The organism is Nonomuraea sp. NPDC051298 (genome assembly GCF_055586305.1).
This window is the reverse complement of sequence record NZ_JBVJIM010000003.1, coordinates 636,221-649,495: the sequence shown is the minus strand read 5'-3', so window position 1 is coordinate 649,495 and position 13,275 is coordinate 636,221. Positions and strand designations below refer to the sequence as shown.

13 protein-coding genes are annotated in these 13,275 nt (G+C 71.6%); 4 read left to right on the top strand and 9 right to left on the bottom strand.

From position 1 onward, the window contains the following. Positions 1 to 96: 96 nt before the first annotated feature. Together ACZ6S0_RS13105 and ACZ6S0_RS13100 are read left to right on the top strand one after the other, a co-directional pair. Entirely contained in the window at positions 97 to 1,335 is a 1,239-nt protein-coding gene (locus tag ACZ6S0_RS13105) for a sensor histidine kinase (protein WP_465916006.1), read from the top strand. Further along, positions 1,332 to 1,991, top strand: a complete 660-nt coding sequence (locus ACZ6S0_RS13100) for a response regulator transcription factor (RefSeq protein ID WP_344874364.1) — start codon at positions 1,332 to 1,334, stop codon at positions 1,989 to 1,991. Before ACZ6S0_RS13105 ends, ACZ6S0_RS13100 begins: the two co-directional genes overlap by 4 nt. 93 nt (positions 1,992 to 2,084) lie before the next feature. On the opposite strand, the gene ACZ6S0_RS13095 is transcribed toward ACZ6S0_RS13100, so the two are convergent. From ACZ6S0_RS13095 to ACZ6S0_RS13085, 3 genes are read right to left on the bottom strand one after another with little or no spacing between them, the layout of a single operon-like run. Beyond that, positions 2,085 to 3,998, bottom strand: coding sequence for an acetoacetate--CoA ligase (locus ACZ6S0_RS13095; protein ID WP_465916005.1), 1,914 nt, complete (start codon positions 3,996 to 3,998; stop codon positions 2,085 to 2,087). Positions 3,999 to 4,055: 57 nt separating this feature from the next. Then, a complete protein-coding gene (locus ACZ6S0_RS13090) occupies positions 4,056 to 4,913 on the bottom strand; it encodes a serine hydrolase (RefSeq protein ID WP_465916004.1) in 858 nt (285 codons plus the stop codon). Continuing rightward, positions 4,910 to 5,827, bottom strand: coding sequence for a LysR family transcriptional regulator (locus ACZ6S0_RS13085; RefSeq protein ID WP_465916003.1), 918 nt, complete (start codon positions 5,825 to 5,827; stop codon positions 4,910 to 4,912). The genes ACZ6S0_RS13090 and ACZ6S0_RS13085 overlap by 4 nt, the downstream gene beginning before the upstream one ends. Before the next feature lie 87 nt (positions 5,828 to 5,914). Here ACZ6S0_RS13085 and ACZ6S0_RS13080 point away from each other — a divergent pair, with 87 nt between their 5' ends. Beyond that, positions 5,915 to 7,504, top strand: a complete 1,590-nt coding sequence (locus ACZ6S0_RS13080; protein WP_465916002.1) for a penicillin-binding transpeptidase domain-containing protein — start codon at positions 5,915 to 5,917, stop codon at positions 7,502 to 7,504. 31 nt (positions 7,505 to 7,535) lie between these two features. Here the strand turns inward: ACZ6S0_RS13080 and ACZ6S0_RS13075 are convergent, their stop codons facing one another. The 5 genes from ACZ6S0_RS13075 to ACZ6S0_RS13055 all read right to left on the bottom strand — a co-directional run bounded on the left by ACZ6S0_RS13075 (position 7,536) and on the right by ACZ6S0_RS13055 (position 10,908). Beyond that, complete coding sequence (locus ACZ6S0_RS13075; protein ID WP_465916001.1) at positions 7,536 to 8,243, bottom strand: HAD family hydrolase; 708 nt, start codon at positions 8,241 to 8,243, stop codon at positions 7,536 to 7,538. Between the two features lie 132 nt (positions 8,244 to 8,375). Further along, positions 8,376 to 9,002, bottom strand: a complete 627-nt coding sequence (locus tag ACZ6S0_RS13070) for an HAD family hydrolase (RefSeq protein ID WP_465916000.1) — start codon at positions 9,000 to 9,002, stop codon at positions 8,376 to 8,378. A gap of 79 nt (positions 9,003 to 9,081) precedes the next feature. After that, positions 9,082 to 9,528, bottom strand: a complete 447-nt coding sequence (locus tag ACZ6S0_RS13065) for a DUF2690 domain-containing protein (protein ID WP_465915999.1) — start codon at positions 9,526 to 9,528, stop codon at positions 9,082 to 9,084. A 111-nt stretch (positions 9,529 to 9,639) separates the two neighbouring features. Further along, positions 9,640 to 10,149, bottom strand: a complete 510-nt coding sequence (locus ACZ6S0_RS13060) for a DUF6912 family protein (protein WP_465915998.1) — start codon at positions 10,147 to 10,149, stop codon at positions 9,640 to 9,642. A 105-nt stretch (positions 10,150 to 10,254) separates the two neighbouring features. After that, entirely contained in the window at positions 10,255 to 10,908 is a 654-nt protein-coding gene (locus ACZ6S0_RS13055; RefSeq protein WP_465915997.1) for an HAD family hydrolase, read from the bottom strand. A 141-nt stretch (positions 10,909 to 11,049) separates the two neighbouring features. Between ACZ6S0_RS13055 and ACZ6S0_RS13050 the strand changes: the two genes are divergently transcribed. Next, complete coding sequence (locus ACZ6S0_RS13050; RefSeq protein ID WP_465915996.1) at positions 11,050 to 11,844, top strand: F0F1 ATP synthase subunit A; 795 nt, start codon at positions 11,050 to 11,052, stop codon at positions 11,842 to 11,844. Positions 11,845 to 11,859: 15 nt separating this feature from the next. Here ACZ6S0_RS13050 and ACZ6S0_RS13045 read toward each other — a convergent pair whose 3' ends face one another. Continuing rightward, positions 11,860 to 13,227, bottom strand: coding sequence for a glycoside hydrolase family 3 protein (locus tag ACZ6S0_RS13045; RefSeq protein WP_465915995.1), 1,368 nt, complete (start codon positions 13,225 to 13,227; stop codon positions 11,860 to 11,862). Between the last annotated feature and the right edge of the window lie 48 nt (positions 13,228 to 13,275).

Genomic DNA, 13,275 nt, shown 5'->3' with positions numbered 1-13,275 from the left:
GCCGGGGAGCGATCCCGGGGGTCGCTCGCGGCAGCCAGGGCCCGTCCCTCGTGCGGGGGATGCCTGACAGGGGGGTGGCGGGAAACAATGGGGTTCGTGGAGCGAGCGTACGACCGGCGCTGGGTCCGGGCGGCCCCGTACGCGGCGGTCGCGCTGTTGTCGCTGCTCGCGGTGGCCGAGGCGATCGTGCGGGCCCGGCACGCGCCGGGGTTCGCCCTGTCGGAGACCGTACCGGTGCCGATGGGAACACCGATGGGAACACCGGTAGGGCCGCCCGCCGGGCCGGACCCGGCCGGGGCCGCCCCGGACTTCGTGATCTTCGCGCTGCTCGCGCTGGCCACCACGCTGCCGCTGGGCCTGCTCTGGGGCCGACCGGCGGTGGCCGGGGCGCTGGTCATGGGGGCGAGCCTGCTGTCGGTCGGGGCCTTCGGCACCTTCACGTTCGCCGGGCTGGCCGCGCAGCTCGTCGCGGGCTACCGGCTCGGCGGCCCGCTGTGGCGGGCGGTGCTGATCACCGTGCCGTTCCCGGTGCTGGCCGTGGCGCTGGAGGCGGCCGACCGGGCGGACGGCGTACGCCTGCTCGCGCTGCTGCTGGGCTGCCTGGTCCCCGCGGCGGCGCTGGCCGGGCTCGCCCGCGGCGAGCGTACCCGGGCCAGGGCCGACACGGCGGCCCGCCAGGTCGTCGCCGACAGCCTGATGGAGCACACCGCCCGGGGCGAGCGGGCGCGCATCGCCCGCGAGCTGCACGACGTGGTGGCCCACCACATCTCCATGGTCGCCGTGCAGGCCGAGACGGCCAGGCTGGCCGTGCCCGGCATGCCCGCGGCGGGGGCCGAGCGGCTGCTGGCGATCGGCGACACCGCCAGGTCGGCGCTGACGGAGATGCGGCGGCTGCTCGGGGTGCTGCGCGAGGACGCCGAGACGGAGACCACCTGGCGGCCCCAGCCGGGGTTGCGCCTCGACGAGCTGAACGAGCTGCTCGACGAGTCGCGGGCGGCGTCCGGGAGCGGCACGCGGCTGATCCTGCGGGGCGAGCCCGTGGAGCTGGATCCGGGGGTGGAGCTGGCGGCGTACCGGATCGTTCAGGAGGCGCTCACCAACGCGCGGCGGCACGCGCCGGGCGCGGCGGTCGACGTGGAGCTCGACTACACCGGCGACGACCTGCGCCTGCGCGTGCGCGACAACGGGCCGGGGCCCGGACCTGGGGCGGCCGGGCACGGGCTGTCCGGGATGCGGGAGCGGGCCGCGGCGGTCGGCGGCGAGCTGCGTACGGGCCCCGCGCCCGGCGGCGGGTTCCTGGTCGAGGCCGCGCTGCCGGGGAGGGACGCCGCGTGATCCGGATCGTCATCGCCGACGACCACCTGGTCGTGCGCACCGGGTTCGCCGAGCTGCTCGACACCCAGCCGGACTTCGAGGTGGCCGGCACCGCGCCCGACGGGGCCGCGGCCGTCCGGGTGTGCCGCGAGGTGTCGCCCGACGTCGTGCTGATGGACGTGCGCATGCCAGTCATGAGCGGCATCGAGGCCACCCGGCTGCTGGCGGGGGCCGAGGGGCCCAAGGTGCTCATCCTGACGACGTTCGACCTCGACGAGTACGTCTACGACGCCCTGCGCGCCGGAGCTAGCGGCTTCCTGCTCAAAGACGTCACCGCCGAGCGCCTCTTCGACGCCGTGCGCGTGGTCGCCGCCGGGGAGGCGCTGCTGGCCCCGGCCGTCACCCGCCGCCTCATCAGCGAGTTCGCCCGGCTCACGCCGAGGTCGCGGGCGGCGGCCACGCCGCTGGCCGCGCTCACCCCGCGCGAGACGCAGGTGCTGCGGCTGGTCGCCGAGGGCCTGTCGAACCCCGAGATCGCCGCCCGGCTGCTGGTCACGGAGGAGACGGTCAAGACCCACGTGAGCCGGGTGCTGAACAAGCTGGGCCTGCGTGACCGCACCCAGGCCGTGGTGGCCGCGTACGAGTCGGGGCTGGTCGTGCCCGGCGAGCGCGGCTGAGCCGACCGCTCACCCCCCGGTGCCCGGCCTGGCGAGGCGCGCCGCCTGCCAGCCGGCGGGCCGAGGCGGGGCGGACCCGGGGGAAGATCACGCTCAGGGCGTGAAGTGGCGCAGCACCTCGGGGTTGGCCATGGCGTCGAGGTTGGCCGCCTCCGCCACGGGCGTGCCGAGCAGGATCCTGCGTACGGGGACCTCCAGCTTCTTGCCCGAGAGCGTACGCGGGATGCCCGGCACGGCCCGGATCTCGTTGGGGACGTGGCGGGGTGACAGCTCCTTGCGCAGGGCGTCGCGCAGCGCCCGCTCCAGCGGCTCGGTCAGCTCGGCGCCCTCGGCGAGGGTCACGTACAGCAGCAGCCGCCCTTCCTGTCCGAGTTGCCCGGTGTCGATGACGAGGCTGTCGGCGATCTGCTCGAAGCGTTCGACGACCCGGTAGAACTCGCTGGTGCCCATCCGGACACCGCCCCGGTTGAGCGTGGAGTCGGAGCGGCCGTAGATCACGCAGCTCCCGTCCTCGTTGATCTTGATCCAGTCGCCGTGCCGCCACACGCCGGGGTAGACGTCGAAGTAGCTCTCGGCGTAGCGCGTGCCGTCGGGGTCGTTCCAGAACATGACCGGCATCGACGGCATCGGCTCGGTCACGACCAGCTCCCCCACCTCGCCGACGACCGGCTTGCCCGCCGGGTCGTACGACTCCACCTTCGCCCCCAGCGACCGGCACGGGATGATCCCCGCCCGGATCGGATGGAGCATGGTGGCCCCCACGAACCCCGTGCACACGTCGGTGCCGCCGGAGAACGACCCGAGCGGGAGCCCCGGCAGCTCGGCGGCCACCCAGGCGAACCCCTCGGGCGGCAGCGGCGACCCGGTCGAGCCGATCCCGCGCAGCCGGTCGAGCCCCACGGGATGGACGCCCGCCTTCGACGACGCCATGATGTACGGCGCCCCCACCCCGAAGTACGTCACGCCCTCCTTGGCCGCGATCTCCCACAGCGCGGCGGGCGAGGGGTGGGTGGCCGAGCCGTCGTACAGCACGGGGGTGGCGCCCACCAGGAGAGCGCCGATGAGGTAGTTCCACATCATCCAGCCCGTGGTGGTGTACCAGAAGAACACATCGCCCTCGCCCAGGTCCTGGTGGAAGGCGAGCGACTTGAGATGTTCGAGCACCACGCCGCCGTGCCCGTGCACGATCGGCTTGGGCAGCCCCGTCGTGCCGCTGGAGTAGAGGATCCACAGCGGGTGGTCGAAGGGCACCCGCTCGAACTCCAGCGGCCCCTCCTCGGCCCGCAGCGCCTCCCAGCCGATCACCTCACCGTGCGAGGTCTCACCGGCCCCCTCCCCCAGGTACGGGATCCACACGGTGGCGCGCAGCGAGGGCAGCTCGGCGGCGATCTCGTCGACGGCGGCCGACCGGTCGTAGGTCCTGCCGTTGTAGCGGTAGCCGTCGACGGCGATGAGCACCTTGGGCGCGATCTGCCTGAACCGGTCGACGATGCTCGGCACCCCGAAGTCGGGCGAGCCGGCCGACCAGATCGCGCCCAGCGAGGCCGTGGCCAGGCAGGCGATCACGGCCTGCGGGATGTTGGGCAGGTAGCCGGCGACCCGGTCACCGCGCCCGACGCCGAGCCGCCGCAGCCCGGCGCGCACGCGGGCGACCTCGGAGCGCAGCTCGGCCCAGCTCAGCTCCTGACGGCCGCCGTCCTCTGAGACGAAGACCAGGGCCGTGCCCTCGGTGCGCCGCAACGCGTTCTCGGCGTAGTTGAGCGCGCTGCCGGCGAACCAGGTGGCGGCGGGCATCGTCCCCGACAGCACGGGCCCGTCGCCCCGGTCCCCGAGCACGTCGAAGTAGTCCCAGATCGACGTCCAGAACTCCGCCGGCCGGTCGACCGACCACCGCCAGGCGTCGTCGTAGCCGGTGGAGCGGCCCAGCCACCGCAGATAGTGGGTCAGCCTGGCCGACTCGACGGTCTCTTCGCCCGGCTCCCAGAGAAGCTCGCCCTCAGCAACCATGTGCCCATCCTGTCGCCCGTCCGGGGGAATGTCATACCCGGCCTTCCCCATAACTTGCTACCTCCGTAGGTGGTCCACCGCCATACGCGCGGCCGTGCCGATCACCGCGTCGGCGCGCGGCTGGATGAGCGCGGTGCTGAACGAGCGGGTGAAGACCGACACCGCGTACCGACCGCCGTCGGGGTACTCGACGACCCCCGACTCGCAGCGCAGGGTCGGGTACGTGCCGGTCTTGCCGCTCACGGCCACTTCGTCGTACGGGAAGCCGCTGGCCAGCCGGTGCGGCCACACCTGCATGTTGAGCACGGCCCGCATCCACGCGCACGACTCCGCGGAGGCCGCCTGGTCCCGCCAGATCAGCTCGAACAGCCGGACCATCTCGCGCGGCGTGCTGCGGTTGGTCCGCGCGGGGTCGAGCACGCTCAGCCGGGCGATGTCGGCGGGATCGAGGTACGGCCAGGCGTGCCCGGTGTCGGTGCGCATGCTCTCGTTGCCCTCGCCCGCCCCCTGCACGACCCGCGTGCCCGCCAGCCCGAACGAGTCGAGCATGCCGTTGACCGCGTCGCGCCCGACCAGCTCCAGCAGCGTGTCCGCGGAGGTGTTGTCGCTGACCGCGATCATCAGGTACGCCAGGTCGCGCAGCGAGATCGTCACGTCGTCGAGCATCCCCGAGATCCCCGTCGGCCCGGCGATCCGCCCGGCGGCCGGCACGGTCACCCGGCCCACGGGATCGAGCACCCCCGCGTCGGCCTGCCGGCACAGCTCGACCAGCAGCGGCACCTTGAACATCGAGGCCGTGGGCAGCGGCTCGTCGGCGCCGTGGCCGAGCTCCTGGCCGCTGTCGATGTCGGCCGCGTAGAGCCAGCCGGTCACCCCTGCCGTCCGGAACAGGCCGTCAAAGGCGGGCTCGCTCATGCCAGCATCCCCGGCCTGCGGCTGACCCGCCGCACCGGCGCGGCGCCTTCGTCGGTCATCCCGGCGCTCTCCTTCAACGTCCGTACGGCCACGGCCGAGAACTCCGTGGCGGCGACCGTCTCCGTACGCCAGGCGGTTGAGACACGGCTCGTGATCGGCGAGCCTAGCAGCGGGCGCCACACCAGCCCCGGCAGCTCCGTCCTCGGCCCGAACACCACCGCCGCCCCCGCCAGCACCAGCCCGAGCCCGACGCCCTCGTGCACCTGCGCGGGGACGAACCCGTCACGGCGGCACTCGGCCAGCACCTCGGCGTGCCAGCCCGGCTCACCCTCCTTGGGCGGCATCATCAGGTCACGTCCCGCCAGGTCGGCCAGGTGCACCTCGCCGACGCCCGCCAGCGGGTCGGCGGCGGCCAGCAGCACGCCCTGGGCCTGGACGAGCACCTGGCCGAAGCTCAGGCCGGGCGCGGTGATCGGATGGCGGACGAGCCCGACGTCGATGGTGCCGTCGGCCAGCGCCGTCACCTGGTCGGCGGTCCAGATCTCGGCGGGGGCGAGGCGTACTTCGGGGAGGGTCTGGCGGAAGCCCGCGACCAGGGCGGCGAGCACGGCAGCGGCCAGGTCGGGCGGGACCCCCACCTTCAGCACCGCGCCCCGGCCCTGCCTGGCCAGCTCGTGCAGCCGCTCCACCCTGGCCACGATCTCGCGGGACTCGCCCAGCAGCAGCCGGCCCGCCTCGGTCAGGCGCACCTGGCGGGCGGAGCGGTCGAACAGGCGCACGCCCAGCTCCTCCTCCAGCCGTTTGATGCGCTGGCTGAGCGGGGGCTGGGCCATACCGAGCCGGATCGCCGCGTTGCCGAAGTGCAGTTCCTCCGCGACCACGATGAAGTAGCGAAGGTGCCGGACCAGGTCCATGACCAGCCACTATATCCAGATACGTATATTGATCTCGCTCATATCAATATTGGACATACGAGCCATGCCTCTGGTGTCCTCTGCCTCATGGCACCACAAACGGGGAGAATTTACGGCAGGCGTCGTCGCCGGCGATGGCCCTGGATCCTGGCCGCGATCCTGGTCCCGGTCGTCGCCGCGGGGGGCGTCGCCTGGGCACTGCGTACTGACGGCTCGATCGAGGAGACGGCCGACAAGTACCTCGCGGCCTGGTCCGCCCAGGACTACGCGACGATGCGCGCCCTGGTCGTGGACCCGCCCGCCGACTTCGAGAGTCAGCACCGCCGCTTTCTCAAGGACCTCAAGGTCACCGAGGCGAGCTTCCACCGGCCGCGCCCGAAGGTGATCTTCGGAGATGGGGCGCCGTCCGACGACAAGGTGTCCTTCCAGATGAAGCTGCGCGGGAAGCACGACTGGAACGAGGGCGGCTGGCTCCAGCTCGTCGAACGCGGCGGCGCGTGGAAGGTCGACTGGAGCCCCGCGACGATGCACCCGCTGCTGAAGAAGGGCCTGTCGCTGCGGGTCTTCTCCGAGCAGATCGCGCCGGTGAAGGTGCTGGCCGCCGACGGCACCCAGGTCGACACCCCCGACGCGCCCGGCTCGGTGCAGCAGCTCGTCGAGGGCATGAAGGAGACCTTTCCCGACCGCTTCAAGGTGCAGACCCGTACCGGCATCGGGCTCTACCAGGGCGACCGGCTCGTGCGGACCGTCGTCCCGCTGGACGGCCTCGTGCCCGTTCGGACCACGATCGATCTCAAGGTGCACCAGGCAGGCGCGCAGGCCGTCAAGGGCGTGGACAAGCCGGTCTCCCTGGTGGCGCTGCGGGCCTCGACCGGCGAGATCCTGGCCGTGGTCAACGCGCCGGGCGGGTTCAACCGGGCGCTGCTCGGCAAGTACCCGCCTGGCTCGACGTTCAAGGTGGTGACCGCCTCCGCGCTGGTCGCGGACGGCGTCGCGCCGGACCAGCAGGTCACGTGCCCGGCCGAGAAGAACATCGGCGGGTTCCCGTTCCACAACGCGGGCTTCGAGGACTTCGGGACGCTGTCGTTCCGTGACGCGTTCGCGCACTCGTGCAACACCACGTTCGGGGAGATGAGCGTGGCCGAGCTGAACGGCGGCCGGCTCGGCGAGGTGGCCAGGAGCTTCGGCTTCGGCACCGCGATCACGCCCGGCGTCCCGGCCGTGCGCGCCGAGTTCCCCGACCCCAAGGACGACACCGACCTCGCCTCCGCCTCGATCGGGCAGGGCCGGGTGCTGGCCAGCCCGCTCAACATGGCCTCGGTCGCCGCCGCCATCGCCTCCGGCGCGTGGATCCCGCCCCACCTGGTCAAGGACGAGCTGATCCCGGACCGGCAGCCCGACAACCCGCGCCCGCTGGAGGAGGGCGTGGTGAAGGCCCTGCGCCGGCTCATGCCCGCCGTCGTCACGGACGGCACGGCCCACGGGGTGAACTTCCCGGCCGGCACCGCGGGGAAGACGGGCACCGCGGAGTACGGCTCGGGCAAGGAGCCGCCCGCGCACTCGTGGTTCATCGGCTACAAGGGTGACCTGGCCTTCTCGGTCATCGTGGAGGGCGGCGGCGCCGGTTCGGCCGTGGCGGCCCCCATAGCCGCCCGCTTCCTCCAGGCCCTCGCCTGAGCCCCTGCGGGGGTGTGGCGGGGCGGGGTGGTCAGACGGCCTTGCGGTCGAGGGGCGTGGTCAGGCCCGCGACCGCCGCCACCACCTCCGAGGCGTTGGACAGGTCGGGCAGCACCAGGTCGGCCCCCGCCTCCCGCAGCTCCGAGACCATGGACCGCCCGGAGGCGACCCCGATCATCGCCGCCCCGCCGATCTTGGCGGCCTGCACGTCGCGCGTGGAGTCGCCGATCACGACGGTGTTGGCCGCGGTGAAGGCCGTGCCCAGCCGCTGCTTGGCCCGCGACTGCGCCACCTGCAGCAACGACGCCTTGGGGTAGACCTCCTCGCCATAGCCGCCCAGCTCGAAGTCGACGTGCTTGTCGAGGCCGAACGCCTTCAGCTTGTGCACCGCGTTGCTCTTGATCGTCCCGGTCAGCACGGTCTGCACCACGCCGTCGAGCCGGGACACCGCCTTCAGCGCGTCTTTGGCCCCCGGCATCATCCGCCCCTCCTTCGCCAGCCGCCCGCGCCGGTCGGCGAAGGCCGTGGCCAGCGCCGACAGGAACCTGGGCAGATGGTCGTCCTCGGCCACGATGCCGTTGACGGCGAGCGTCTCGAAGACGATCTCGGAGTCGGGCCGCCCCTGCGGCGGGACGAGCTTGACCAGCGGACGCCCGGTCACTGCGCGGAACGCCTCGGCGTAGGCGTCTCTGGTCACGATGGTCACGTCGACCAGGGTCAGGTCGACGTTCCACAGCACAAGGCGGTTGATGGCAGCCTCCTGAGGGATCCCTGCAAGGGTACGGCCGTCGCCGCTGTCAGGGCGCGTGCCTGAGCGATTTAAGCATGATCAGGCACACGAAGAGGACCATGGGGAGAACCATGGGGACGATCAGGCGTGGTCGAGGGCGTCGGCCAGCCGGTCGACCACCGGCAGCCCCGTCTCCTCCAGCTCCGCCCTGGTGGTCATGCCACCGGTGTAGAGCACCGCCTTGGCGCCCACGTGCCGCGCCGCGAGCCCGTCGTCCACGCTGTCGCCGATCACCAGGACCTCGCCGGGGTCGACGCCGATGGCCGCGATGTGCGCGCTCATGTGCGTGGCCTTCTCGCCTCCGGTGGCGCCGACCAGCCCGTCGACCCGGGTGAAGTGCCGCGTGATGCCGAACGAGTCGACCTTCGGCACCAGGTGCGCGTGCGGCGCCATCGAGCAGAGCGACTGGGTGCCCGTCCAGTCGGTGAGCGCGCGTTCGGCGTCGGGCGCCAGCAGGCACACCTCGCTCAGCCGGTAGTAGTGCTCGTGGAACCCGTCGTCGAGGAGCTGCCACTCGCCCTCGCCGAGTGCGCGGCCGAGCAGGCGCTCGTAGGCGACCCAGATGGGGCGGGTGTAGACCGCGCGGAAACCGTCCGCGGTCAGCTCGGGAAGCTCGTACGGCTTGAAGATCTCGTTGGTGGCTCCGACCACGGCGTCGATGTCGTGGAAGAGCGTGCCGTTCCAATCCCAGATGATGTGCTTTGTCATGTCGAGCCAAGCCTAGTTGGCCGGTGTGACATCTCGATGAACGGGGGGCCGCGACCGGGCGGCCACGACCCCTGCGGCGTCAGCCACAGACCTTGGCCGTGGCGCCCTGGCCGAACTGGCCGCCGGCGCCGGTGCCCCACTGCACCGAGACACTGCCCCAGGCGCACATGTCCTTGGCTCCGAGCATGCCGCCCCAGTGCCGGCCGCCGTTCCCCGCCTTGAACCGGACGGAGGCGTTCCTGCCGTCCGCGGCGTGGACGCTGACGGTGCCGCGCACGGAGGCGCCGACCGTGACCTCGGTCCAACTGGTCCTGCACTTACCCGACCGCATGAGCCTGATCGTGCCGACGACGCCCTTCGCCCTGCTGGTGATGTTGGCGGTCTTGACCACGCGGGCCGCGTTGCCGCAGCCCGACCGGTACGGGTCCTTGTGGTCGTACCGGCTCAGGACGTCCTGGGCGTACGCGGGCGAGCCGGCGAAGATGGCCAGCGCCCCGATGGCAACGGCCAGGACTCGACGCTTCACGTGGAACCGACTCCTTCAGTCATGAATGGTGCAGTCGGAACCTAGCGACGCACGGCCCTACGCAGCCGAGGAAGCGCGATTTGCGTGATCGTAACGTAATCGGTGGAACCATCACGAACCGAGCAGGTCGGGGATCTCCTGGGTCGCGTACCACATCAGCTCGTGGGCCTCGGCGCCGTCGACGGTGAACCGGGCGTCGTCGTCACCCTCGTCGGCGGCCGGCAGCGCGGCGACCGCGGCCTCGATGTCGGGGATCGCGTACTGGTCGTCGATGTGCACCGAGGCCACCTTGGCCATCGGGATCGGCTCCGCGAGGTGTACCCTGCCGCGTTCGGCCAGGTCGACGCCCGCGGTGGCGGCCCGCTCCGGCACCTCGGCCGCGACGACGACGCGCCGGGGGGCGGCCTCGACTCCGTCGGCGCGGCCCGCGGCCAGCATCCGCAGGGAGGCGCGGGCCGCCTCGGTGAGCGCGACGTATTCGAGCTCCTCGGTGTCGCCGGAGGCGTACCACTCGATCAGCGCGGGGGTCACCGCGTAGCCGGTCAGCGGGGCGGGGCCCAGCTCCCCTGCCTCGACGGCCGAGGCCAGGGCCGGAAGAGTGCACGGCAAGTAGACGCGCATGACGAACCTTTCCAAACGTGCCAGGGCTCTGCCAGGGGAGAATCCTGCCTCACCTGATCGCCACCTTACTCATAGTCCCTGGTCATGAGCGGGGCGACCGGGCTGTTACCGACCAGTTCCGCGCAGGGTGAGCCGCAGGACGGGTTCGAGCTGGGCGAGCGTCGTGTCCGCGTCGCGGTGGTGGATGCCGGTGATGCCGAGCGCGCGGGCGGCGTCGAGGTTGGCCTCGATGTCGTCGATGAACACGCACTCCTCGCCGGAGAGCCCGAGCAGGTCGAGCGCGTGCAGGTAGATGCGTTCCTCGGGCTTGCGCATGCCGACCTCGCCGGAGATCACCACCGCGTCGAACAGCTCGTCCCAGCCGTCCCTGGGATAGGTGTTGGACCAGGAGTTGGACAGCAGGCAGGTCTTCACGCCGCCGGCCCGTACGTCGCGCAGCATGTCGTACATGGCGTCGACCCGCTCGAAGCCCGCGAACATGCGATCCAGCAGCCCCTCGGCCACCGGCGGGGCCCCGTCCAGGGTCAGCAGCCGGGCGGCGAGGTCGCGCTCGAAGTCGGCCCCGTCGAGCTCGCCCCTTTCCAGGGCGTGGATGGAGCTCTCGCCGTCGCCTCCCCGGTAGGCGTGGTCGATCAGCTCGCCCATGACCGCGTAGTAGCGGTCAGCGTCGATCCTGTCCGCGGCGATCCAGCGCCCGATGGAGTCGGTGAGGCTGGTCGTCAGCACCCCGCCCCAGTCGATGAGCACACCCGTAACCATCGCTCCAGAGTAGAACGTCACGGAAGCGGCTTTTGCCATGACACGCCCGCAAATTGCCGGACATAAACCCCGTAATTGGATGTCCGAAATATCCGGCTATGGTGCTTTTCCAGCGTGAATCGCTACCCAGAAGGGACCGCCGTGCGGACGACGATCCTGATCACCTCCCCCGAAGAGTGGACCGCCCCGGGCCTCGAACTCTTCCAATTCGCTCCCCTCATTCCCGGCGGGCCCTACTGGCTCACCAAGCCGGTCCTGCTCGCCCTGCTCAGCTCGGCCCTCGTCATCGCCGTGTGCTGGGCCGCGTTCGCCAGACCGAAGATCGTGCCACGGGGCTGGCAGAGCATCGGCGAGTACGTCTACCTCTTCGTCCGCGACCAGATCGCCAGGCCCAGCCTCGGCAAGGACGCCGACCGCTGGATGGGCCTGCTCCTGACGATCTTCTGCACCGTGCTCGTCTGGAACCTGATGGGCACCTTCCCGCTCATCCAGTTCCCCGTGGCGGCCCACATCGCCTTCCCGCTGGTGCTGGCGCTCAGCGTGTACGGCATCAAGCTCTACCTCGGCGTCAGCCACCACGGCGTACGCGGCTACCTGCGGGGCATCGTGCACCTGCCGGGCCTGCCCGGCTGGGCCTACGGGCTCTACGCCCCGATGATCCTCGCCGAGGTCTTCATCACCTCGTTGTTCACCCACTTCATCCGGCTGTTCGCGAACATGTTCGCCGGCCACGTCCTCGTGGCCTTCTTCAGCTCGGTGGGCTTCTGGTTCCTGTTCGAGCGGCTCACCCCGCTGGGGGCGGGGCTGGGCGTGCTCGGCGTGCTGATGGCGATCGTGATGACCGCGTTCGAGATCTTCGTCCAGTTCCTGCAGGCGTTCCTGTTCGCCATGCTGGCCGGGATGTTCATCGCCAGCGGGCTGCGCGGCGCGCACTGACCATCCGAGCGCGAGCTAACCCCCGGCGCGGGCGGCCAGCCTGCGGTGCTCCGGTGAGCGCAGCACGTCGGCCGCCTCGGCGGCCGAGGCCACGGGCGCCTCGGTCAGCAGGCCCCGGTTCTGCTTGAGCGTGAGCAGCCGGGTGACCGACTGGTCGAGGCGCTGCTTCGAGATGCGGCCCGACTCCACCGCCCCCAGCACCGCCCGGTACGCCCTGGGCAGGTCGTTCGGCATGAGCAGCAGGTCGGCCCCGGCCAGGACGGCGCGTACCGCGACCTCCCCGTCGTTGTACTTCTTCCTGACCCCGGCCATGTTGAGCGCGTCGGTGGAGACCACACCCTGGAAGCCGAGCTTCTCCCTGAGCAGGCCGGTCAGGATGGGCTTGGACAGCGTCGCCGGGTCGCCCGAGGGGTCGAGCTTGGGGAAGACGAGGTGGGCGCTCATCACCGCGTCCACCCCCGCCTCGATGGCGGCCCTGAACGGCGGCGCGTCGATCCGCTCCCACTGGGCCTTCGTGTGTTTGATCACCGGCAAGCCCGTGTGGCTGTCGACGGACGTGTCGCCGTGTCCGGGGAAGTGCTTGACCGTGGCGGCGACCTTCGCGTCGTCGAAGCCCTTGACGGCCGCCTCGACCATCTTCGCCACCCGCTGCGGGTCGTTGCCGAACGCCCGGCGGCCGATGACGGGGTTGCGCGGGTTGACGTTCACGTCGGCGACGGGGGCGAAGTCGATGTTGACGCCGAGCACGCGCAGCTCCGCACCGGTCGCCTCGGCCACGGCCCGCGACAGGCCGGTGTCCTTCGTGGCGCCGATCTCGGACGCGCCGGGGAAGTCGGTCATGAGGGCGGACATCCTGGACACCAGGCCGTTCTCCTGGTCGGTGCCGACCAATAAGGGGACGTCCTCGGAGGCCCGCTGCATGCCGTTGGTGAGCCCGACGACCTGGCCGACGCTCTTGACGTTGTGCGGGAAGAGGATCACGCCGCCCAGGTGGTATTTGCCGATCACCTTGGCCGGGGTCTGGGCGCCGTAGCGGGCCTGGTTCTCGCCGGAGACCGTGTCGGCGGCGGTGCCGTACAGGACGGGCATGAAGAGCTGGCCGACCTTCTCCTCGACGCTCATCCCCGACAACACCCGCTGGACGGGGCTCCGCGTGGGGCCCGCGTTCTTGGGCCCCGTCTCCGTGGACTCAGTCTTCGTGGACTCGCTCTCAGCGGAGCCGGTCTTCGAGGAGCCGCTCTCCGCGGGCCCGGTTCCGGCGGGACCCGACTGCGCGGGCGAGGCGGCCTTGCCTCCGGTCGGCGTCGCCCCCGCAGAGCCGCCACCGCCGCAGGCCGCGAGCGCGATCATCAGGAGCCCTGTCGTTCCGAACCGTCGAAGCATGCCCACCAAGGTATCCATACGACGACGCGCCTGGGCCCCCCAATTGCC

Bases quoted from the DNA above. Each gene is read 5' to 3' on its own strand.
- ACZ6S0_RS13095 (WP_465916005.1), bottom strand. From the start codon at position 3,998: ATGGTTGCTGAGGGCGAGCTTCTCTGGGAGCCGGGCGAAGAGACCGTC.
- ACZ6S0_RS13090 (WP_465916004.1), bottom strand. From the start codon at position 4,913: ATGAGCGAGCCCGCCTTTGACGGCCTGTTCCGGACGGCAGGGGTGACC.
- ACZ6S0_RS13085 (WP_465916003.1), bottom strand. From the start codon at position 5,827: ATGGACCTGGTCCGGCACCTTCGCTACTTCATCGTGGTCGCGGAGGAA.
- ACZ6S0_RS13080 (WP_465916002.1), top strand. From the start codon at position 5,915: ATGGCACCACAAACGGGGAGAATTTACGGCAGGCGTCGTCGCCGGCGA.
- ACZ6S0_RS13070 (WP_465916000.1), bottom strand. From the start codon at position 9,002: ATGACAAAGCACATCATCTGGGATTGGAACGGCACGCTCTTCCACGAC.
- ACZ6S0_RS13060 (WP_465915998.1), bottom strand. From the start codon at position 10,149: ATGCGCGTCTACTTGCCGTGCACTCTTCCGGCCCTGGCCTCGGCCGTC.
- ACZ6S0_RS13055 (WP_465915997.1), bottom strand. From the start codon at position 10,908: ATGGTTACGGGTGTGCTCATCGACTGGGGCGGGGTGCTGACGACCAGC.
- ACZ6S0_RS13045 (WP_465915995.1), bottom strand. From the start codon at position 13,227: ATGCTTCGACGGTTCGGAACGACAGGGCTCCTGATGATCGCGCTCGCG.